The organism is Magnetospira sp. QH-2, from assembly GCF_000968135.1.
Classification (GTDB): domain Bacteria; phylum Pseudomonadota; class Alphaproteobacteria; order Rhodospirillales; family Magnetospiraceae; genus Magnetospira.
Map to the genome: position 1 here is coordinate 166,923 of NZ_FO538765.1, position 18,681 is coordinate 185,603.

The 18,681-nt window shown below is 59.8% G+C and carries 18 protein-coding genes and 1 pseudogene; 5 read left to right on the forward strand and 14 right to left on the reverse strand.

All coding sequences use genetic code 11. The annotated features are described in order from the left end of the window. Window positions 1-50: 50 nt before the first annotated feature. The 8 genes from MGMAQ_RS00835 to rfbF form a co-directional block, all read right to left on the reverse strand. Window positions 51-1,361, reverse strand: a complete 1,311-nt coding sequence (locus MGMAQ_RS00835; protein ID WP_046020036.1) for a sugar ABC transporter substrate-binding protein — start codon at window positions 1,359-1,361, stop codon at window positions 51-53. Window positions 1,362-1,558: 197 nt separating this feature from the next. Continuing rightward, window positions 1,559-2,512: a sugar-binding transcriptional regulator gene (locus MGMAQ_RS00840; RefSeq protein WP_046020037.1), complete on the reverse strand. Its 954-nt coding sequence runs from the start codon at window positions 2,510-2,512 to the stop codon at window positions 1,559-1,561. Between the two features lie 123 nt (window positions 2,513-2,635). Then, complete coding sequence (locus MGMAQ_RS00845) at window positions 2,636-4,801, reverse strand: xanthine dehydrogenase family protein molybdopterin-binding subunit (protein WP_046020038.1); 2,166 nt, start codon at window positions 4,799-4,801, stop codon at window positions 2,636-2,638. A gap of 3 nt (window positions 4,802-4,804) precedes the next feature. Next, entirely contained in the window at window positions 4,805-5,266 is a 462-nt protein-coding gene (locus MGMAQ_RS00850; RefSeq protein ID WP_046020039.1) for a (2Fe-2S)-binding protein, read from the reverse strand. Window positions 5,267-5,668: 402 nt separating this feature from the next. Beyond that, window positions 5,669-6,565: a transketolase family protein gene (locus MGMAQ_RS00855; protein ID WP_046020040.1), complete on the reverse strand. Its 897-nt coding sequence runs from the start codon at window positions 6,563-6,565 to the stop codon at window positions 5,669-5,671. Beyond that, entirely contained in the window at window positions 6,562-7,368 is an 807-nt protein-coding gene (locus MGMAQ_RS00860) for a transketolase (protein WP_046020041.1), read from the reverse strand. The genes MGMAQ_RS00855 and MGMAQ_RS00860 overlap by 4 nt, the downstream gene beginning before the upstream one ends. Beyond that, window positions 7,365-8,327 (reverse strand): glycosyltransferase family 2 protein, encoded by a 963-nt coding sequence (locus tag MGMAQ_RS00865; protein WP_046020042.1) that lies wholly within the window; start codon window positions 8,325-8,327, stop codon window positions 7,365-7,367. Before MGMAQ_RS00865 ends, MGMAQ_RS00860 begins: the two co-directional genes overlap by 4 nt. 1 nt (window position 8,328) lies before the next feature. Beyond that, window positions 8,329-9,102, reverse strand: a complete 774-nt coding sequence (gene rfbF / locus MGMAQ_RS00870; protein WP_046020043.1) for a glucose-1-phosphate cytidylyltransferase — start codon at window positions 9,100-9,102, stop codon at window positions 8,329-8,331. Between the two features lie 155 nt (window positions 9,103-9,257). Here rfbF and MGMAQ_RS00875 point away from each other — a divergent pair, with 155 nt between their 5' ends. Continuing rightward, window positions 9,258-10,772, forward strand: coding sequence for a hypothetical protein (locus MGMAQ_RS00875; RefSeq protein ID WP_148560775.1), 1,515 nt, complete (start codon window positions 9,258-9,260; stop codon window positions 10,770-10,772). A gap of 95 nt (window positions 10,773-10,867) precedes the next feature. Further along, window positions 10,868-11,107, forward strand: a complete 240-nt coding sequence (locus MGMAQ_RS00880) for a CDGSH iron-sulfur domain-containing protein (protein WP_046020045.1) — start codon at window positions 10,868-10,870, stop codon at window positions 11,105-11,107. Here the strand turns inward: MGMAQ_RS00880 and MGMAQ_RS00885 are convergent. The 3 genes and pseudogenes from MGMAQ_RS00885 to ppa all read right to left on the reverse strand — a co-directional run. Continuing rightward, window positions 11,104-12,027, reverse strand: coding sequence for a hypothetical protein (locus MGMAQ_RS00885; RefSeq protein WP_148560776.1), 924 nt, complete (start codon window positions 12,025-12,027; stop codon window positions 11,104-11,106). The two genes, MGMAQ_RS00880 and MGMAQ_RS00885, sit on opposite strands and share 4 nt — an antisense overlap. A gap of 222 nt (window positions 12,028-12,249) precedes the next feature. Next, entirely contained in the window at window positions 12,250-12,753 is a 504-nt protein-coding gene (locus MGMAQ_RS00890) for an O-acetyl-ADP-ribose deacetylase (RefSeq protein WP_046020047.1), read from the reverse strand. Window positions 12,754-12,888: 135 nt separating this feature from the next. Continuing rightward, window positions 12,889-13,425 (reverse strand): annotated as a pseudogene (ppa, locus tag MGMAQ_RS00895) (inorganic diphosphatase); the annotation flags it as partial. A 200-nt stretch (window positions 13,426-13,625) separates the two neighbouring features. On the opposite strand from ppa, the gene MGMAQ_RS00900 reads away from it, so the two are divergent. Then, window positions 13,626-14,651: a GGDEF domain-containing protein gene (locus tag MGMAQ_RS00900; protein ID WP_148560777.1), complete on the forward strand. Its 1,026-nt coding sequence runs from the start codon at window positions 13,626-13,628 to the stop codon at window positions 14,649-14,651. A 468-nt stretch (window positions 14,652-15,119) separates the two neighbouring features. Here MGMAQ_RS00900 and htpX read toward each other — a convergent pair whose 3' ends face one another. Continuing rightward, complete coding sequence (gene htpX / locus MGMAQ_RS00905) at window positions 15,120-15,995, reverse strand: zinc metalloprotease HtpX (RefSeq protein WP_046020049.1); 876 nt, start codon at window positions 15,993-15,995, stop codon at window positions 15,120-15,122. A gap of 89 nt (window positions 15,996-16,084) precedes the next feature. Here htpX and MGMAQ_RS00910 point away from each other — a divergent pair, with 89 nt between their 5' ends. Further along, window positions 16,085-16,345: a DUF1674 domain-containing protein gene (locus MGMAQ_RS00910; protein ID WP_046020050.1), complete on the forward strand. Its 261-nt coding sequence runs from the start codon at window positions 16,085-16,087 to the stop codon at window positions 16,343-16,345. A 3-nt stretch (window positions 16,346-16,348) separates the two neighbouring features. Here MGMAQ_RS00910 and MGMAQ_RS00915 read toward each other — a convergent pair whose 3' ends face one another. Then, window positions 16,349-16,759: an Abi family protein gene (locus tag MGMAQ_RS00915; protein WP_371258378.1), complete on the reverse strand. Its 411-nt coding sequence runs from the start codon at window positions 16,757-16,759 to the stop codon at window positions 16,349-16,351. Between the two features lie 165 nt (window positions 16,760-16,924). Here MGMAQ_RS00915 and MGMAQ_RS20150 point away from each other — a divergent pair. Beyond that, a protein-coding gene (locus tag MGMAQ_RS20150; protein ID WP_148560766.1) for an IS5 family transposase occupies window positions 16,925-17,685 on the forward strand; the annotation gives its coding sequence in 2 pieces (ribosomal slippage) (window positions 16,925-17,245 and window positions 17,248-17,685; 759 coding nt in all). A 429-nt stretch (window positions 17,686-18,114) separates the two neighbouring features. Here the strand turns inward: MGMAQ_RS20150 and MGMAQ_RS00935 are convergent. Beyond that, window positions 18,115-18,678 (reverse strand): RNA methyltransferase, encoded by a 564-nt coding sequence (locus MGMAQ_RS00935; protein WP_046020052.1) that lies wholly within the window; start codon window positions 18,676-18,678, stop codon window positions 18,115-18,117. Between the last annotated feature and the right edge of the window lie 3 nt (window positions 18,679-18,681).

Consider the following 18,681-nt stretch of genomic DNA (forward strand, 5'->3'; position numbering starts at 1 on the left):
AAAAAAGTGGGAGCCGGATCACGACGACCCGGCTCCCCCAGGCAGGGAGGTTACTTGGGATACCCGGCCTTTTTCATGGTGCGCGAGGACAGGGCCTGCGCATTCTTCAAGGCCTGATCGACAGACAGGGTGCCAGCCAAGGCAGCGGAGAACTGTTGGCCGATCGCCGTTGCCATGCCTTGGAACTCGGGGATGGCGACGAACTGGATACCAATATAGGGCACCGGGTCGACGGTCGGGTTGGTCGGGTCCGCGGTCTTGATGCTCTCAAGGGTCATCTTGGCAAAGGGAACCTTGGCATATTCGGGATTGGCATAGAGCGACGCCCGGGTACCCGGAGGCACATTGGCCCAGCCTTCGTTGGCTGCCACGAGAGCGAGATATTCCTTGGAGGTCGCCCAGGCGATGAACTTCTTGGCGCTCTCGACTTTTTGCGAACCGGCGGGAACGGCCAGGCTCCAGGCCCACAACCAATTGCCGCGCTTGCCAAGACCGGTATCCGGGGCCAGGGCGAACCCGACCTGATCGGCGACCTTGCTGTCGTCGGGATTGGTCACGAAGGACGCGGCGACAGTGGCATCGATCCACATACCGCATTTGCCTGATTGGAACAGAGCCAGGTTTTCGTTGAAGCCGTTGGAAGAGGCCCCCAGCGGACCGGATTCCTTCATTATGTCGATATAAAAGGACAGAGTCTTTTTCCAAGGCGCGGTATCGAACTGCGGCTTCCAATCCATGTCGAACCACCTGGCACCAAAAGAATTGGCGGTGGCGGTCAGCAGGGCCATGTTTTCACCCCAACCGGCCTTGCCACGCAGGCAGATACCGTAAACGCCATTGGACTTGTCGGTCATGGCGCTGGCGGCCTGCTTGATAAAGTCCCAGGTCGGCGCTTCGGGCATGGTCAGCCCGGCCTTTTTCATCAGGTCCTTGCGATACATGACCATGGAGCTTTCCCCATAGAACGGCGCCGCGTACAGCTTGCCGTCCACCGACAGACCGCCGCGAATGGCAGGAAGAATGTCATCGATGTCATAGGAAGCCGGCAGGTCATGCAAAGAGACCAGCCAGTTCTGTTTGGCCCAGATCGGCACTTCATAGGTGCCGATGGTCATGATGTCGTATTGGCCGCCCTTGGTGGCCACGTCGGTGGTCACCCGCTGGCGCAGGATATTCTCTTCGAGAGTCACCCACTCCAGCTCGATGCCGGGGTGTTTGGCGGTGAAATCGCCGGACAGCTTCTGCATCCGGATCATGTCGCCATTGTTAACCATGGCGATGGTCAGCTTCTCGGCGATGGCCGATGTGGCCACAAGCGACAGAGCCGCCGCACCAATCATCATTCGGGTCACATTCTTCATCTCTTCCTCCAAGTCGCGTTGCAGTTTGCGTATTGAGCATTTGCTAATTCATTGAGCAATTATTCGCCTAGGTGGCGTGCAAAGTCAATAAGTTTGTTTCGTTGCGCTGCACCATGGCGCAGGAAACGAACCTTTCCGGTTCTCAATGAAGGTGAAAAAACAGAGCTGTAACAAGGATCCGGGCAGCCGGAGAAAATCTAATCGACAAGGGTCTCGGCGGTTGCCTCGTCGGTGATCAGCCCGGTGACCCTGCCCCCGGTCAGGGCTGCGCGGATGGCTCGAACCTTGCTCGGCCCGCGTGCCACGCCGATGGTGGGAATCGCTGTTGGCTGGCTCAAGGGGACGCTGGCCACCCGATCATTGGTTTGACCTTCGATCAAAACCCCCTGATCGTCGAAAGCCCAACCGATGATTTCTCCGGCACCGCCCGCGGCTCGCAGATCGCTCAATTCCCGGGGGGTGATAAATCCATCGGTTCGCAGAGGCGGGGCATCGTTCAACTCGCCGATACCGACAAAGGCCACGTCCGCCGATTGGGCCAGCGCGATATTGCTTCGGATTGGCTTCTGCGCGCAAAGAATGTCGCGCTCTTCCTTTGATGACGCCACGACGGGAACGGCCATGGGATAGTGCGGCGCTTTGGTGGTATCGCCAATACGCATAATGACTTCATTGAAGCTGGCCGAACCGTCTGGCGCCAGATTCCCCACCAACGACACGAGCTTGTGTTGGGGGCAGTTCATGCGTGACATCTGTTCCACGGCGCCGCGCATTTCCCGCCCGGTGCCCAATGCCATGACGATGGGCGCCTCGGACTTGAGGTATTTCTCAATCTCCGCCGCCGCGACCTGTGCGATACCCATGGCCGGATCATCGGAGGTGGAGTCCGTCAGGGTGACTTCGCAGTATTCCAGCCCAAAGCGGTCCTTCAGGCGCTGGGCCAAGTCCATACAGCGGGCAATGGGATGATCCAACCTGAATTTGACCAGACGCTCGCGCATGGCCAAGGCGACAAGGCGTTGGGCCGATTGACGGGAAATCCCCATCTTTTCGGCAATTTCGTCCTGGGTATTCTGGGCGACATAATAAAGCCAACCGGCCCGTGCGGCATCGTCGAGGCGGGAGCGATCACTGTCACTTTTTTTTGCCATTGCGACCCTGCATCAGTGCCTGGGAGTACGATGGGTTCTGTATATAGGCATTTGCCCGCCGGACAAGCAAATGATTGCCTCTATCATAGGTCGGGCAACAAGGTTTGAAAGGGGCCTTTTTTCTTAAACGAACTCAAATCCGGCCTTGGTCATGGGCAGATCGGTGATCCGTTTGCCGGTGAGGGCAAAAATCCCGTTGGCCACCGCCGGGCCGGTGGGCGGCACAGCCGGTTCGCCCACGCCGGTCGGGGGTTCCGCCGATTGGATGATGGTTACCGAGATGTCCGGCATGTCGGCCATGCGAAGGGGTTCGTAGTCGGGGAAGTTCTGCTGATCCACCAGGCCTTCGTCCAGAGTGATTTCGTTGCGCAGGATGGCGCCCAGGCCAAATCCGGCGCCGCCTTCCATCTGTGCCTTAATGACATCCGGATTGACCGCCACGCCGCAGTCCACGGCCATGTGCAGGTGATCCACATGGACCTCGGTGCCGTTGACGGTCACATCGGCCACCATGGCCACATAGCTGCCGAACGAGAAATGGGCGGCGAAACCTCGTTTCTGACCGGGTTGCCAGCCGGACGCATCCCGCACCGCCTCGATGACCCCGGCCAGGCGTGCCTGTTTGGCATCGCCTTTGTCCAGCAGGGACAAACGCAGTGCCACCGGATCCCGACCGGTCTCATGGGCGATCATGTCCATCAGGCTTTCCATGGCATAGGCGGTGTGGGTATGGCCCACGGAACGCCACCACAGGGCCGGGATCGGGGTGATGAAGTCCGAGACGCCCACCCCCATGTTAGGGATGCCGTAAAGGCTGTCATCGATGCCCTCGACCATGGAATGTTCGATGCCATCCTTGACCCCGAAGGCCTCGAACGGCGTCCCTTTGAGGATCGATTTGGCGGCCACCCGGTGGTCCCAACCCACAAGGGCGCCCTGGGCGTTCAGACCGATGCGGGCCTTGTGCACGGCCAGGGGTCGATAGAAACCGCCATGGAGATCATCCTCCCGGCTCCAGACAAGCTTGACCGGCACCTTGCGCCCCATGGCGTCGAAGGCCAGGGCCGCTTCCACAGGGTAATCCGAGACAGGATTGGCCCGGCGGCCAAAAGAGCCGCCCGCATAGACCGTATGGATTTCCACCTGTTCGGGAATCAGGTTCAAGACCTTGGCAACGGCCGGTTGGACACCGCCGGGGAATTGACAGCCGTCGTGAAGCCGTACGCCGCCGGTTTCGGTGGGCTCAACGACGCAATTCACCGGCTCCATGGGCGCATGGGCCAGGAAGGGGAAATAGAACTCCGCCTCGATGGTTTTGGCCGCGCCGTCCACCGAAATGGCCGCCTGCTCGGTGGAGAATTCCTTCATGACCTGGAACTGTGGCCTGCCGGTCTGGCGACGGATGGTGGTCTCCATTTCATCGGAGGAGCGCCGCTCGGCCTTGGCAAAGTCCCATTCCGCCGAGAGGGCGTCGCGGGCCTGGAAGGCCGCCCAGGTATTTCTGGCATAGACCGCCACGCCCGCTTTGTTGGCCAAAATCTTGGCGTCGATGAAGCCCGGTACCTGAGCGGCGTCGGTGGCATCGAAGGTGGTCACCACCCCCCCGAACTTGGGGCTGCGGCGAATGGCCACATAGACCATGCCCGGTATTTTCACGTCCATGGCGAACACCGCCGTGCCGTCGGTTTTATCGCGGCTATCCTTGCGGGGCAGGGTGGCGTTGCCGATCAGCTTGAACTGATCGGGGGATTTCAGGGTCACCTCGGGGAAGGGTGTCAAAGTGCTGGCCACGCGGATGAATTGGCCGAAGTGGCCCGCATGGGGCCCGGCGCTCAGAATGCCGTCGGAAATGGTGATTTCTGATTCGTCCAAGTCCCAGGTCTCGGCGGCGGCACTGACCAGCAGTTGCCGGGCCGTGGCACCCGCCTCGCGGTATTGCTTAAAGGAATTGGCCATGGCGGTGGAGCCGCCGGTGCCTTGTGTGCCGAAAAACAGGTTCTTGTACTTGTCATTGTCCGCCGGGGCGAATTCGGTTCGCACGGTGGCCCAGTCCGCATCCAACTCCTCGGCGATCAGGGTGGTCAGGCCGGTGGTGGTGCCCTGGCCCATCTCGAAATGCTTGAGGATGACCGTCACCACGCCCTGTTCGTCGATGCGGACAAAGGGATTGAGCGCCATGGACTCGGTGCCGGCGGCCAGTACGCCGCGGGCGTTGAGGCCGATGACCAGGGCAGCGGCGCCGGTGGCGGCCCCTTGCAGAAATCCACGACGGGATACTTCAACGGTCATGGCTCATCCCTCCAATTTGCCGGATGCCAGTTTGATGGCCTCCTTGATTCGGACATAGGTGGCGCAGCGGCAGACATTGCCGTCCATGTAGGCGTCGATCTCCTTGTCCGACGGGCGGGGGATTTCGCTCAGCAGGCCGATGGCGGACATGATCTGTCCCGATTGGCAGTAGCCGCATTGGACCACGTCCTTTTCCTGCCAGGCCTCGCGCACCGCCGTGGCGATCCGGTCATTGGCGCCCTCGATGGTGACGATGGCTCCCGTCGTTGCATCTTCCACCGGTGTTTGGCAGGAGCGCACGGGTTCGCCGGCCAGGAGAACGGTACAGGAGCCGCAGGCCGCCACGCCGCAGCCAAACTTGGTGCCGGTGAGATCCAATAGGTCTCTCAAGACCCAGAGCAGCGGGGTTCCAGGCTCGGCATCCACCGACCGCGGTTGTCCATTGATCTTGAGTTCGTAGCGCATGGTTGCTTCGCCTTGTCACAGCAAAATGGGAGCGTACCGTCTATGGATATAGTGCTCGGAACCCGATTTCCAAGGAACAATCGAATGCACGATGATGGGCCTCGTTTGGGCGGCAGGGCGCCACCTTCCATCTGTTTAACAGACTGCTGACAAAGTGTTGTCCGACGGCCCGCCTCGCCCTTCGTCCCTCGACAAGCTCGGGATGAGGAAGCTCTGGGTGAGGCTATTCAAAGGCCCTCATGCTGAGCTTGTCGAAGCAAGTGTCGCCACAAGCTCGAAATCAGACTTTTTCAGATGGCGGTAATCGAGCAGTCAGGGATTGCCTAGATCACGTCGTGATTGATCGGATTCGATCAATCATGAAAAACGTGATCGATTCCAATAAGGTCGCGCGTGAACGGCCTACTGCCGCACCAGATCAGCGATGGCCTCGGCGGTGAATCCGTGGCGCGCCCGCAGACCGTCCTGGCTGTCAGCGACAGCAAGAATTTCAGGGCCGATTTTCAGCGAATGGAATGCCACCGGACGACCAATCAGACATTCCGCCACCACCGAAGCCAATCCCCCGACACCATGCTCTTCCACCGTCACCACGGTGCCCGTATCGGCCGCGGCGGACAGGGCTTCCAGATCCGGTTGGTCCAGCGTATGGAAGCTCAGCACCATGGCCTCGGTCCCTTGCTCGGCAAGCATGGCCGCAGCGTCCATGGCGATGGGCAGAGCCGCTCCGGTCGCCACAAGGGCGCAATCCGTTCCGGTTCGCGTGGTGATCGCCCGACCGATCCGGAAATCGGGTGACGATTGATGAACTTGGCGCTCGCCCGCCCGCCCCAGGCGCAGATAGGCCGGGCCGGGATGGCGGATCAGCGCCTCGGTCGCCGCCGCCGCCTCGGCGGGATCGCCCGGCGCCAACACGGTCATGTTGGGCAGCGCCCGCATGATCGCCAGGTCTTCCAATCCGTGATGGGTATAGCCGAGCGATCCGTAGGTCAGTCCGCCGCCCAGGGCGACCACGCGTACCGGCAGGTCGTGATAGCAGACATCATTGCGGATCTGCTCCAGGCAGCGCATCAGTGGAAAATTAGCCAGGGAGTAGACAAACGGAATCTTGCCGGTTAGCGCCAGACCCGCCGCGACACCGATCATGTTCTGCTCGGCCACCCCGGCATTGACGAAGCGCTCGGGAAAACGCTCGGCAAAGGGCTCCAACACCATGAAGCCAAGATCCCCGGTGAGCAGCCAGATGCGATCATCGGTCTCGGCCAGGCGGCACAGGGTATCGACAAATCCGCCCCTCATGCCTGCAACTCCTTCAACGCCTGCTCAAATTGCTCGGGGGTCGGGGTCTTGTAGTGCCAGGCCAATTGGTCTTCCATGAAACTCACGCCCCGGCCCTTGACCGTATGGCCGATGACCAGCGACGGGACACCGTCGTCCGGCGCTGTTGTCAGGGCTTTCTCCAAGGCCTGGGTATCGTTGCCATCCACTTCCATTACCCGCCAGCCAAAGGCCCGCCATTTATCGGCCAGCGGTTCCAGGCCGAGCACGTCGTCGGTGCGCCCGAAGCCCTGCAAGCGGTTGTAGTCCACCACGGCGGTCACATTGTCCAGCCGGTGATGGGCGGCAAACAGGGCCGCTTCCCAATTGGAGCCTTCGTCCAATTCGCCATCGCTCAACACCACAAAGGCCCCCCAACCGGCCCCGGCGCGTCGGGATGCCAGCGCCATGCCGCAGGCCACCGGCAGGCCATGGCCCAGGGACCCGGTGGAGAGTTCGACACCGGGGATCTTGTGGCTCACATGGCCGATGAGCGGTGAGCCGGGCTTGCTATAATCGTCGAGCCAGGCCTTGGGGAAATAGTCCAATTCCGCCAGCACCGCATAGGTGGCGGCGGCCACATGGCCCTTGCTCACGATCACCCGGTCCCGGTCGGACCATTGGGGATCCTCGGGTCGGACACGGGCCACGGCGCCATAGATCGTCGCCAGAATATCGGTCACCGACAGGCACGACCCCACGTGGGAGGCCTGACCGGAACTGGTCATGCGCAAAACCGCCAGGCGCATGGCCCGGGCCAATTCGGCGGGATCCCGTCGGGTCATTGGGAGTCGTCCTTGTCGAAGTTGATCCGTTCGCGCTCAATCACCGTCGGGCGGTTCTTCACATAGCCGTGGATGGACAGGATGTATTCGCCCAGAAAGCCGATGAAGAACAGCTGCACGCCGGAAAAGAAGAACAGCGCGGTAATCATTAACGGCATGCCGCGCGGCACGTCCTGCGACAGGACCAGGGTCAGGATGACGTTCACGAAGGCAAACAGGATCGACAGGGTGGCCAGGGTCATGCCCAGATACAATGCCAACCGCATGGGGGTGGAAGAAAACGAGATCAGTCCGTTCAGCCCCTGGTCGATCAAGTGGAAAAAGCGATTCTTGCTGATCCCCGCCTTGCGCTCTTGGACCGTGTAGGGCAATGGGGTCTTGGTAAAACCGGCTTCGAAGGTCATACAACGGACAAAGGGATAGTGGTCGTCGAATTGCCGGATCACGTCCATCACCTTCTTGTCGACGAACTGGCAGTCCCCCACGTCCGGGGGCATGTCCAGATAGGTGGTCCCGGCGATCAGGCGATAATAGAATTTGCGGATCTGCTTCATGGGGAAGCCTTCGATCCGATTGGCGCGCACGCCATAGACCACTTCCCAACCGGCTTCCCATTGCTCGACAAATCGCGGCAACAACTCCGGCGGGTCCTGAAGGTCGGCGGGCATGAACAGCAAGACACCATCGCCCGTTGCCGCCTTGACGCCGTTGAAGTGCGAGCGCATGGGGCCGAAATTCCGGGCATTGACGATGATCTTCACCGATTTGTCCCGGTCCGCGATCTCCTTGAGGATGTCCAGGGTCCGGTCCGTGGAGGCATTGTCGCAGAAGATATGCTCCCGGTCGTATTGGGGCAAATTTTCGTCGAACTGCGCTTTGACCGCCTCGTAACAGGCGCGAATGCCCTCTTCCTCGTTATAGCAGGGGGTGACGACGCTGATGGTCTTGCGGTCGCTCATGTTACCAGATCTTCCAAGGGGCCGCGCCGCCTTCCCAAAGCTTTTCCAAGGTCATCTTGTCGCGCAGGGTATCCATGGGCCGCCAGAATCCGTCGTGGCGGAAAGCCATCAATTGATCGTCCTCCACCAGATGCCGGATCGGCGCCCGTTCCCACATGATCTCGTCGTCATCGCCGATGATCTCGCCGACCTTGGGGGACAGCACGAAAAAGCCGCCGTTGACCCAATCGTCGTCACCATGGGGTTTTTCCTCGAAATGGCTCACCCGGTCGCCGTCCAGATGCATGATACCGAAACGCGGCAGTGGTCGGGTCGCGGTCACCGTGGCCATCTTGCCGTGCTCCCGATGAAACCGGATCAGGGCGCCGATATCCACATCCGCCACCCCGTCGCCATAGGTCAGGCAGAAGGCATCTTCGCCGTTGAGATGGGGCAGGGCCTTTTTCAACCGTCCACCGGTACCGCTGGAATCGCCGGTATCGATCAGGGTCACCCGCCAGGGCTCGGCCTCGGTGGCGTGGACTTCCAGCCGTTGTTCCTTCACATGCATGGTCACGTCGGACATATGCAGGTGATAGTTGGCGAAGTATTCCTTGATCATATGGCCCTTGTAGCCCAGGCAGACGATGAAGTCGTTGAGTCCATGGGCGGAATAAAGCTTCATGATGTGCCAGATGATCGGTCGTCCGCCGATCTCCACCAGGGGTTTGGGCTTGGTGGTGGTTTCCTCGCTCAGACGCGAGCCGAGACCGCCGGCCAGAATGACGACTTTCATGGAAAAGCGGTTCCTTTGTTAGAGACCCTCCCGGACGCAAGATGGACATACAACAATCCAATCGGCCTGTCTGCCCCTCTCATTGATGAATTTGGCCTTGCATCGAGCGGCGCGGACCGCCAAACAACTATCAAATGGGCGAAAGGGGAATGTCGGTGTCAGCCAATCGAGTCATGAGCCTGGGGTTCGCGGGATCAGCGGTGGTGGCATTGGCCTATCTGGCCTATGTGCTGTTTCGCTATGCCACGTTTGGCACCTATTTCGATCATGCGGAAGCGGAGACCGCCTTGCTGTCCTGGCGCCTGGCCGCCGACGGCACCCTGTATGACACGCCCGGAAGCCTGGAGCATACCATCACCGCCTATGGCCCCTTACTGTATATGATCAATGCCGCCTTTTTAGGCATTTGGGGGGGGTCGATTGCTGTCAGCAAGCTGGCGGCCCTGGCGGCCTGTTTCACGGCTTCGGTGCTGTTTATCCTGCATGCATGCCGTCACCATGGGGCGGCTCTGGCCGGTCTGGGGGGGCTGCTGTTCATCTGCTATCCGCTGATCGTCACGCCCATCGGCTATTGGACTCGGCCGGATTCCCTGTTGGTATTGCTGGTGACCTTGGGCGTCATCGCCGGGTCCCAATCGGATCGGGGCCGACCTTGGCTGGCGGCGTTTGGGGTCGCGGCCTGTGCCGGACTGGCGGTGAATCTAAAAGTCCATGCGGCGCTGTATTTCGTGCCGATCGTGCTCCGGTTCTGCCTGTACCGGCCCTTGTCGGTTTGGCCCATGATGGCTGTGGTATCGCTGGTATTCGCCCTTTTGCCCTTTGCCTTTCCCGGCGTCTCACTACAGCACTATGCCGAAGGCATTGCCGACATTGTCAGCTCGCGCCCCATTGACATGGAATTGCTCCGGACCTCGGTCCGCTTTTCGTTGATTTTCCTATTGCCCGGATTGGCATTGCTGTTGCCATTGGTGACACGCGGCCCCCTGGTCTCGCGCGCCGAAATCGGCTATTTCGGGGCCCTCGCTCTTTGCGTTGTCATCGGCCTCTATCCCTCGTCGGTGCCGGGGGCCGCCTGGTACCATTTGCTGCCTTTCTACCCGATTACCGTCGATCTGTTTCTACGGTTGGCCCGGGCTCTGGATCAACATAGATGGATCGGCACGACCGCCAAGCTGGTGATGGCCTTGACCCTTGTTATCATGAGCTACCTGCCTCAGAAGCGCTTTTTACGCAGCCTCGACGGTTTTGGCTGGACCGAGGACGTGGCCGCCGAAAGCCGGTCACTCATGAAACGGTATGAGGGCACGCCTGTTCAAGTGGGCTATTCCAGCGACAATGTGGGCGGCTACGGACGCACATTCATTCTGCGGCCCATGTTGGCTTTCGGCGGGTTCCGCCCCTATGCCCTGTCAGCGGCGGCGTCCATGGAGCGGCAGTATGCCAATATTGCACTTCCGGCCGCCAAAAAAGCAATACTGTCCCAATGCGGCAAGACTGTGTGGATTATTCCAAGATCGGATGGCAAGCCTTTTACCATGAATGGTTTTTTCCCGGGCACCAAAGCCTTTCCCACAGACGTGAGCGCGCATTTCACCCAGGCCTTCGAGAGGATGGAACGGGGCACTCATTTTGATGTCTGGGGATGCCGAACCCCTGGATTGGACGGCTGAACGCAACAGTCCTTCCCAACATTACCGATTGTATCGACCGCCCCCGGGGCTATGGTGATCCGTGATCGTTCCAAACACTGTTGAAAGGACCCGACATGGCCGAGCCCACCATTGCCCAGAAAGCCCCGTACCCGGTCGAATTGGTAGCCGGGGAGACCTATTATTTCTGTACCTGCGGCAAAAGCGACAAGCAGCCTTTTTGCGACGGCTCTCACAAGGGCAGCGAATTCAGCTCCATGCCCTTTACCGCCGAGGAAACCGGCACGGCCTATCTATGCGGCTGCAAGCACGCGGCCAAGCTGCCGTTCTGCGACGGATCCCACAAGAAGCTTTAAGGCGCCCCCTGGACCGTCACCCGCTTGAAGGTGAAATCGCCCGCGTGATTGGTAATCAGCAGGCGGTCGAATGCATCCCGATAGCCCATATCGGTGGCCTTCATCAACGGCTTATGGTCCAGGGTCACGGTCATCACACCATCCCGACCGCGGGTCCATTCCACCACATGGACCTTGTTGTCCTCAATGGATTGCGGGGTCGGCGTGACATCGACGACACTGGATCCCCGGCTCCCCACGCGGAGCAGCTCCCAACGCCCGCCATTGCCGTAGGCCAGCCGGTAGCCGCCATCGCCCGAGGCACTCTGACCGGGGCCGAACTCGATGCGTCCATCGGGTTTCCAGGCGGCCAGTTCGACCCGAATGGAAAAGGCGTTGCTGATGGCAGAGTCCAAATGGATCGCCGCGGCGGAAGCCGGCGCCGCGGTCGCGGTGGCTGCCTGTTGAGTCTGGGTCTTGGTGCCGAGCACCGCCCCCAGCAACGCAAAGGCCTTTTGCTCATTGGACATTTTTTTCTGTTGTGGCTGATCCGTTTGGGCCAGAGCCAGCACACTGCTGCGCAGGCCGTATCCCGATTCGATCCAATAGCGGCCCGAGGTGACGGTCCAGGCTGGGCCCCGGGTATAGTCCCCATCGGCGAAGGAATCGTCGATCTGCGTCGCCGACCAGGGCCGGTCATGACCATCGGCCAGGGCGCGCAAGTCCCGCAGGAACTGCGGATCGGCGGCCCGGGCTTTCTCCGCTTCGTCCACCAGCTTGCGTAATTGGGAAACCAAGTCCTGCACCGTCGTGTCAGGGGCGGTGACGGCCGCCGGGTCCTGCCAGGACTGATAACGGGAACTTTGTGAAAAGGCCGGAGCCGCCGCCATAACGCTAGCCGCCACCAAAGCCGTTAAAATCGTCGGTCGAATCTGCATCATCGGGCGAGCTTATCAAACTCGCGTGGTGGAATCGATGTTCCTATTATTTCTCTGGGCGGGCACCGGGAATAACCGCGATTCCCTAATGCATACTAGAAATCAATAAGTTCCTCGGATCCCATTGAAATTTGTGGCTTTAGCCTCGTGGTCCCCTCGATAACCCTGGGCGATCCAATGGAAACCGATCCCGTTCGCCCTCTTCCTTCGAGGGCCAGGGCGTGCTCACATAACGGCCTGGTAGGCCGCCATGCAATCATCTCCGAAACAGCAAAACACCACGCGCTGCAAAGCAGCATTGTCATCTCGAACCTTGTGCACCGTGGCCACGGCGATCAGCGCCGCCCGGTCGGCGGGAAACCCGTAAACGCCGGTGCTGATGGCCGGAAAGGCGATAGAACGCGCGCCGACCTTTTGCGCTGTTTTCAGGCTCTGTGTGTAGCAAGAAGCCAGCAGGTCGGGTTCGCCCCGATCACCGCCTTGCCAAATTGGGCCGACCGTATGGATGATCCATCGGGCGGGAAGACGATAGCCGGAGGTGATTTTAGCCTGCCCGGTGGGACAGCCGCCCAGGGTGCGGCATTCGGCCAGCAAGTCCGGTCCGGCGGCCTGGTGGATGGCGCCATCAACGCCGCCACCGCCCAAAAGGCTTTCATTGGCGGCGTTGACGATCACATCCACATCAAGGGCGGTGATATCGCCCTTGATCAATTCCAGATGTCTGGTCACGGTTCAGGAGGCCTTGGGCTCCGCCTTGGTAGCCGCTTTTTTGGCCGGGGCTTTTTTGCCCGGAGCTTTTTTGGCGGGAGACTTTTTCGCCGGGGACTTCTTGGCGGCTGGCTTGGCCGCGGGAGCCGCCACTTTGACCTTGTCGCCAACCTTGGCCCGTTCGACGCCCTCGCGGATCAGGTCAAAGGCTTCCTCGGCCTCGCCCCAACGCTTGACCTGCACCCACTTGCCCTTTTCCAGATCTTTGTAGTGAGCAAAGAAGTGGGCAAACTGCTCGATCATGATCTCCGGCAGATCGCGATAGGAGGTGGTATTCTTATAATAGGGGTGCAGAGCATCCACTGGCACGCAAAGCAGCTTTTCGTCGATACCGGCTTCATCTTCCATGATCAGCACGCCGATGGGGCGCGAACGAATGATCACTCCCGGTGCCACCGGAATGCGACCAACGACGGCGGCATCCACGGGATCGCCATCTTCGGACAGGGTATGGGGGATAAAGCCGTAATTGAACGGATAGTACATGGCCGTATGCAGGAAGCGGTCGACGAACATGGCGCCGGATTCCTTGTCCAGCTCGTACTTCACCGGATTACCGCCAAGCGGAATCTCGATGACCACATTGACGTCATAGGGGAAATTTTTGCCAATCGGCACCTTCTTGATGTCCATGGGAACTCCTGTCGGTGAGGGCGCATGCCTAAAGGGGATTTGATAGCCTTCCCCAAGCGGGCTGACAAGAAAACTCTATTGCATTGCAGCAGATTCCGCATTTTCGAACGGTTTTGACGTGCGCCGGGAGAGCCCTGTGCTATATTTATGCCCATATTGTCCCGTCACCTCCCGACTTCACAGATCATGACCTTTTGACCATGCCCCATGACAATGACAAGGCGCGGATCTTGGCCACCCTGGACCGCATGCTGGACGACCTGGACCGCCACGATTTGCCCGCCCGAACCACCTTCTTGGCGGCCTTTTATGCCGAGGCCGTCGGCGAGATTGCCGGCTTGACCGATGCGTTGAATCAGGTGGAACAGCCGCCAACCAAGGCCGATCTGAACCAAAAGACTCAGGTGGTCTGTTCCCGACTGCTGAGCCTACCGGAATTCGAGGAATTCACCCGGTCCGGCGGTCTGATGGCCCATCAGGCCGAGGAAATCCTGAGTTCCGCCACGGCTATGGAAGACCGCGCCCTGGCCTATGGGCAGCACTTGGGGCTGGCCACCGAAAAGCTGGATGATGCCGATGACCGGGAGGAGATTCAAAAGATCATCGCCGAAGTGTCCGAGGAAACCGGAGGGCTCATTGATCAGAACCATGGCCTGGTGGAAAAGCTCCGTGAATCCACCGAGACCATCCAGCAATTGCAGTCCCGCTTGTCCGAGATTCAGGATCTGGCGGCCAAGGATGCCGTTACCGGTCTTTACAATCGCCGCTATTTCGAGCGCGCATTGAATGAAATGCTTCCCGATCCGCGCAATCACGAGGGTCGGTTGTGTGTGATTTTCATCGACATTGATAATTTCAAAGGCTTCAACGACAGCTATGGTCACGCGGTGGGTGACATGGTGCTCAAGCTGGTGGCCCGGATTCTCCAAGGCTCGGTACGCGCTCAGGATATTTGCGCCCGTTACGGCGGCGATGAATTCGTGGTCGCCTTGCCGGGGATCGTGTTGGACGACGCCCATCACCTGGCTGAACGGCTACGGGCCCGCATGGCTTCCACGCCCCTGCGCAAGCGCGGTACCGAAGAAAACTTCGGACAGCTCACCATCTCCATGGGCATGACCGCCTATCACCACCCGGAATCCGCCGATGTGCTGATCGACCGGGCCGATGGCGCATTGCTGCGGGCCAAGGATGCGGGCAAGAATATCCTGGTTCTATCCGAGTAATGGATCAGTGCGGTTCGAGGTCCATTGACGCCCATAATCCTGTGCAACCCTGTTGATTGCGAACCCGTTTTTCGCCTTGGATCGCCTCCGATCCATCGCGACGGGATCTTGGCCATAAAGCCTTTCGCGTTTCAGATGACCCCTTCTGACCGAATTATTTTGCCTCAGGGGGCAGGGTGGCGCGCAGGGTGGTCTCCGGTGGCCGCCCGCGGCGTCAAGCTCCCTCACCGATGCGCCGCATCGCTTTCGGGACCTTTCCTGGCGGTTCGACTCACCGGAGACCATCACAATGGGTCATATGATACGCGAAAGACTTTAGGCTGCTGAAAAAGTGTTGTCCTACGGCCCGCCTCGCCCTTCGACAAGCTCAGGGTGAGGCTCACATGTTGAAAATTCAAAGGTCCTCATGCTGAGCTTGTCGAAGCATGTGTCGCCACAGGCTCGAAATCGGACTTTTTCAACAGCCTGTTAGGCCCAGGGCCCTTTGGTTCGACCGGATGCCTGATCCGTGCCCGCCAGCGCCTGTAACTTGGCGATGCGGTTGGCCATGTTCGGATGGGTAGAGAACAGATTGTCCATGGACTTGGTATGCAGCGGATTGACGATGAACAGATGTGCCGTGGCCGGGTTGGCTTCCGCCGCATTGTTGTCGATGCGCTTGGCCCCTTGTTCCAGTTTACTCAAGGCCGAGGCCAGCCACAGGGGCTGTCCGCAGATCTCCGCCCCCATCTTGTCGGCGCCATACTCGCGGGTCCGCGAGATGGCCATCTGAACCAGCATGGCGGCCATGGGGGCCAAAATGGCGATCAGAATCCCGACCAACGGTCCGGGGCTGTTCTCGTTGCGCGAACCGCCGAAGAACAAGGCGAAGTTGGCCAGCATGGACAGCGCGCCGGCGATGGTCGCGGTGATGGTCATGACAAGGGTATCGCGGTTCTTCACATGCGCCAGTTCGTGCGCCATGACTCCGGCGATCTCTTCCTGGTTGAGGATGTTCAGCAGGCCGGTGGTGGCGGCCACGGCGGCGTTTTCCGGATTGCGCCCGGTGGCGAAGGCGTTGGGCTGCGGATTGTCCATGATATAGACCTTGGGCATGGGCAGTCCGGCATTGCGGGCCAGTTGCTCGACCATGCCGTAATAGGCCGGGGCGTCGCGCGGGCCCACTTCCCGGGCGCCGTACATACGCAGCACCATCTTGTCGGAATTCCAATAGGCAAAGGCATTGGTGCCGATAGCGAACACCAAGGCGATAATCATGCCGCCTTCGCCGCCGAGCATGAAGCCGACGGCCAGGAACAAGGCGGTCAATCCGGCCAGAAGGATGGCGGTGCGGGCGGTACTCATGGCGGCCTCTTTCAAAAAATCCGTTCAAGGTCTATGAATTGAATAGGGTCGCTCATGGCCCACCGCAAGCCCCCTCGATGAGTGGAATTATGCCCATGCCGTCCGATGCACCCAAAAATCCCCGCGTTCCGCCCCGTCCCATCGCGCCCTGGCCCGAACCGCCGACCTGTTCCACCGGCGAGCCTTTGGTCACCGAAATCACCGAACCGCAGCCCGATCCGGTGCCGGTGCCCGCAACGGCGACCGCCAAACCGGCCCCGTCGGATCCCAACGAATCCGGCGGCCCCAAAGGACCGGAACCCACTCGATATGGAGACTGGGAGAAAAAAGGGCGGTGCGTGGACTTTTAAGGATCACGCGGCGCGAGATGTCGGCCTGTTCCAAAAAGCGCGGCGTCGCCAGTCATCGGGGAAACCCATGGGCCCCAAAGGCACCTTCGGATGCTCGTCAAACAGATTTTTCAGGCGAGTGGCCCAGTGGGTATCCTGTTCCACCACATATAGAAGTTCATACAGCACGACAATACGAGCGTAGACGCTGTCTTGTATGGCGAATTCTTCTTTGATCCTTTTGGCTGTTTTGGGCTTGTTGACTTCCATACGTGCGTTCCAGACCCGACTGTGATGAGCACAATTGTTGCGTAGGGTTGTCAGGGAGCGGAACCAAGAAACCAAAACACTTTCGTCCTGACCAAAGCATCGCGCCACCTGCTTCCGATTCTGCCGGATCATATCGGCCAGGAATTTAGCGCGTGTCGGGTCCAATCGGACCCGTTAGACACGCGCGACCTTATTGGAATCGATCACGTTTTTCATGTTTGATCGAATCCGATCAAACACGACGTGATCTAGGCTCAGGACCCATAAAAGGGATCCCAATAGTCGGTGGACATGATTCCCTTCCCTGGAATTTTAGGGAGGGGAAAGCCGATGCAGAGCCATCATTTCTGGTTGTCCGACAAACAATTCGAACGCCTTCAACCGTTGCTGCCGAACAAAACAAGAGGCGTCCCGCGCGTCGATGACCGGCGGGTGATCAGCGGCATCATCCATGTTCTTCGCCACGGCTTGATGTGGCGTGACGCGCCCGTCGCCTATGGACCGCACAAGACCCTGTACAACCGCTTCGTCCGTTGGAGCGAGGCCGGAGTGTTCGACCGGATCTTCGCCACCCTGGCCGCCGAAAGCACGGCCACCCATACGGTGATGATCGACGCCACCCATCTCAAGGCCCACAGGACGGCGGCGAGCCTGCTCAAAAAGGGGCTGTTCCCCGCCGTATCGGGCGCACCAAGGGCGGCCTGAATTCGAAACTGCATGCCGCCTGCGATGCCGATGGAAAGCCCCTGATCCTGCTGCTGACCGAAGGACAAGTCAGCGACTATCGCGGCGCCGACACCATGCTCCCTGCATTCCCTGATGCCGACGACCTGATCGCCGACAGGGGATACGACAGCGACCGTTTCCGCCAGGCCCTGCTTGATCTCGGCATCGAGCCCTGCATTCCAGGTCGCTCGAACCGCAAAGAGGAAATCCTTTACGATAAAGCCCTCTACAAGCAGCGAAACTTGATCGAGCGCATGTTCGGTCGGCTCAAGGACTGGCGGCGTATCGCCACCCGCTACGACCGTTGCGCCCATACCTTCATGAGCGCAATCTGCATCGCCGCAACCGTCATCTTCTGGTTATGAGTCCTGAGCCTAGAGAGCGGGCCAAAGGTTAGTCCTTCCAGCAAGACCCAGACCGGCGGTGCGAAGGGGTCCGTGTAGGTGCGGTAATAGTGTTTGGTGCCAATACTTTTGACATCCAAGGCCTTGCGGAGAAAATCGAACTGGCCCTGCTCAAACTGAGCCCTGTCGAGATAGAAATGGGCACCCAGCTCGTACGTAAGACCTTCGACGATCGCCGGTCGAGGGTATAAGGCTTTAGGACAAAAAATAAGCCCCCGGGTGCGCATCGTGGAGAGGCGTGGGGGCTCTAATTAACGACCTAACTAAGGGGTCCAGATGAGGAAGTCAACACCAGAAGTAATAATGTCAATACGAAAATTAAGTGCATCGGCGCAATATTGCGACCAATCATCCGCCCTGGGCCGCCGGGCGGAATGGTGCCGTGGGGACTCAGCCCTGCGCGGCCTCCGGCGGCACATCGCGGAATTTTTCCACCCGTGAGAATCGACCGCCAAACCGATTCTCGGGCAGGGCCTCGGTGGGACCTCCCGGTCGCAAGGGGCGGGGAGCAAAACGTTGCGTGCTCAGCACCCGGTCATACATGACTAAGGCGCCGGCCAGCCCCACATTGATGCAGAACCTGGTGGGGATCTTCAAAGTATAGTCACAACGCGCAACCATTTCCGGCGACAGGCTGCCTCTTTCGGGCCCCAGGATATAGGCCGCATTGGGCGGATGATGGAAACTCGGCAGGTCGATGGCATCGTCGAGCAGTTCAACCCCCACAAGCTTGCAATCCTCGGGCAGCAGCAGGCTCTTGACGTCGGGAAAGCTGTAGAACGGCACATGGCCATGAGCCTTGGAAGTATCGGTCCGGCCACCCTTGGGGCGATCATATGACGCCGCGACCGTATAGACGAAACTGGCCCCGAACGCATGGGCCGTGCGCATCAACGCCCCCACGTTGTAGGGCTTGTGAATGCCCTCGCTCCCGATGCCGAAATATCCCCGCATGTG

Bases quoted from the DNA above. Each gene is read 5' to 3' on its own strand.
- htpX (WP_046020049.1), bottom strand. From the start codon at position 15,995: ATGAGTACCGCCCGCACCGCCATCCTTCTGGCCGGATTGACCGCCTTG.
- MGMAQ_RS00885 (WP_148560776.1), bottom strand. From the start codon at position 12,027: ATGATGCAGATTCGACCGACGATTTTAACGGCTTTGGTGGCGGCTAGC.
- MGMAQ_RS00835 (WP_046020036.1), bottom strand. From the start codon at position 1,361: ATGAAGAATGTGACCCGAATGATGATTGGTGCGGCGGCTCTGTCGCTT.
- rfbF (WP_046020043.1), bottom strand. From the start codon at position 9,102: ATGAAAGTCGTCATTCTGGCCGGCGGTCTCGGCTCGCGTCTGAGCGAG.
- MGMAQ_RS00880 (WP_046020045.1), top strand. From the start codon at position 10,868: ATGGCCGAGCCCACCATTGCCCAGAAAGCCCCGTACCCGGTCGAATTG.
- MGMAQ_RS00935 (WP_046020052.1), bottom strand. From the start codon at position 18,678: ATGCGGGGATATTTCGGCATCGGGAGCGAGGGCATTCACAAGCCCTAC.
- MGMAQ_RS00865 (WP_046020042.1), bottom strand. From the start codon at position 8,327: ATGAGCGACCGCAAGACCATCAGCGTCGTCACCCCCTGCTATAACGAG.
- MGMAQ_RS00910 (WP_046020050.1), top strand. From the start codon at position 16,085: ATGCCCATGCCGTCCGATGCACCCAAAAATCCCCGCGTTCCGCCCCGT.
- MGMAQ_RS00900 (WP_148560777.1), top strand. From the start codon at position 13,626: ATGCCCCATGACAATGACAAGGCGCGGATCTTGGCCACCCTGGACCGC.
- MGMAQ_RS00850 (WP_046020039.1), bottom strand. From the start codon at position 5,266: ATGCGCTACGAACTCAAGATCAATGGACAACCGCGGTCGGTGGATGCC.
- MGMAQ_RS00860 (WP_046020041.1), bottom strand. From the start codon at position 7,368: ATGACCCGACGGGATCCCGCCGAATTGGCCCGGGCCATGCGCCTGGCG.
- MGMAQ_RS00845 (WP_046020038.1), bottom strand. From the start codon at position 4,801: ATGACCGTTGAAGTATCCCGTCGTGGATTTCTGCAAGGGGCCGCCACC.
- MGMAQ_RS00855 (WP_046020040.1), bottom strand. From the start codon at position 6,565: ATGAGGGGCGGATTTGTCGATACCCTGTGCCGCCTGGCCGAGACCGAT.
- MGMAQ_RS00840 (WP_046020037.1), bottom strand. From the start codon at position 2,512: ATGGCAAAAAAAAGTGACAGTGATCGCTCCCGCCTCGACGATGCCGCA.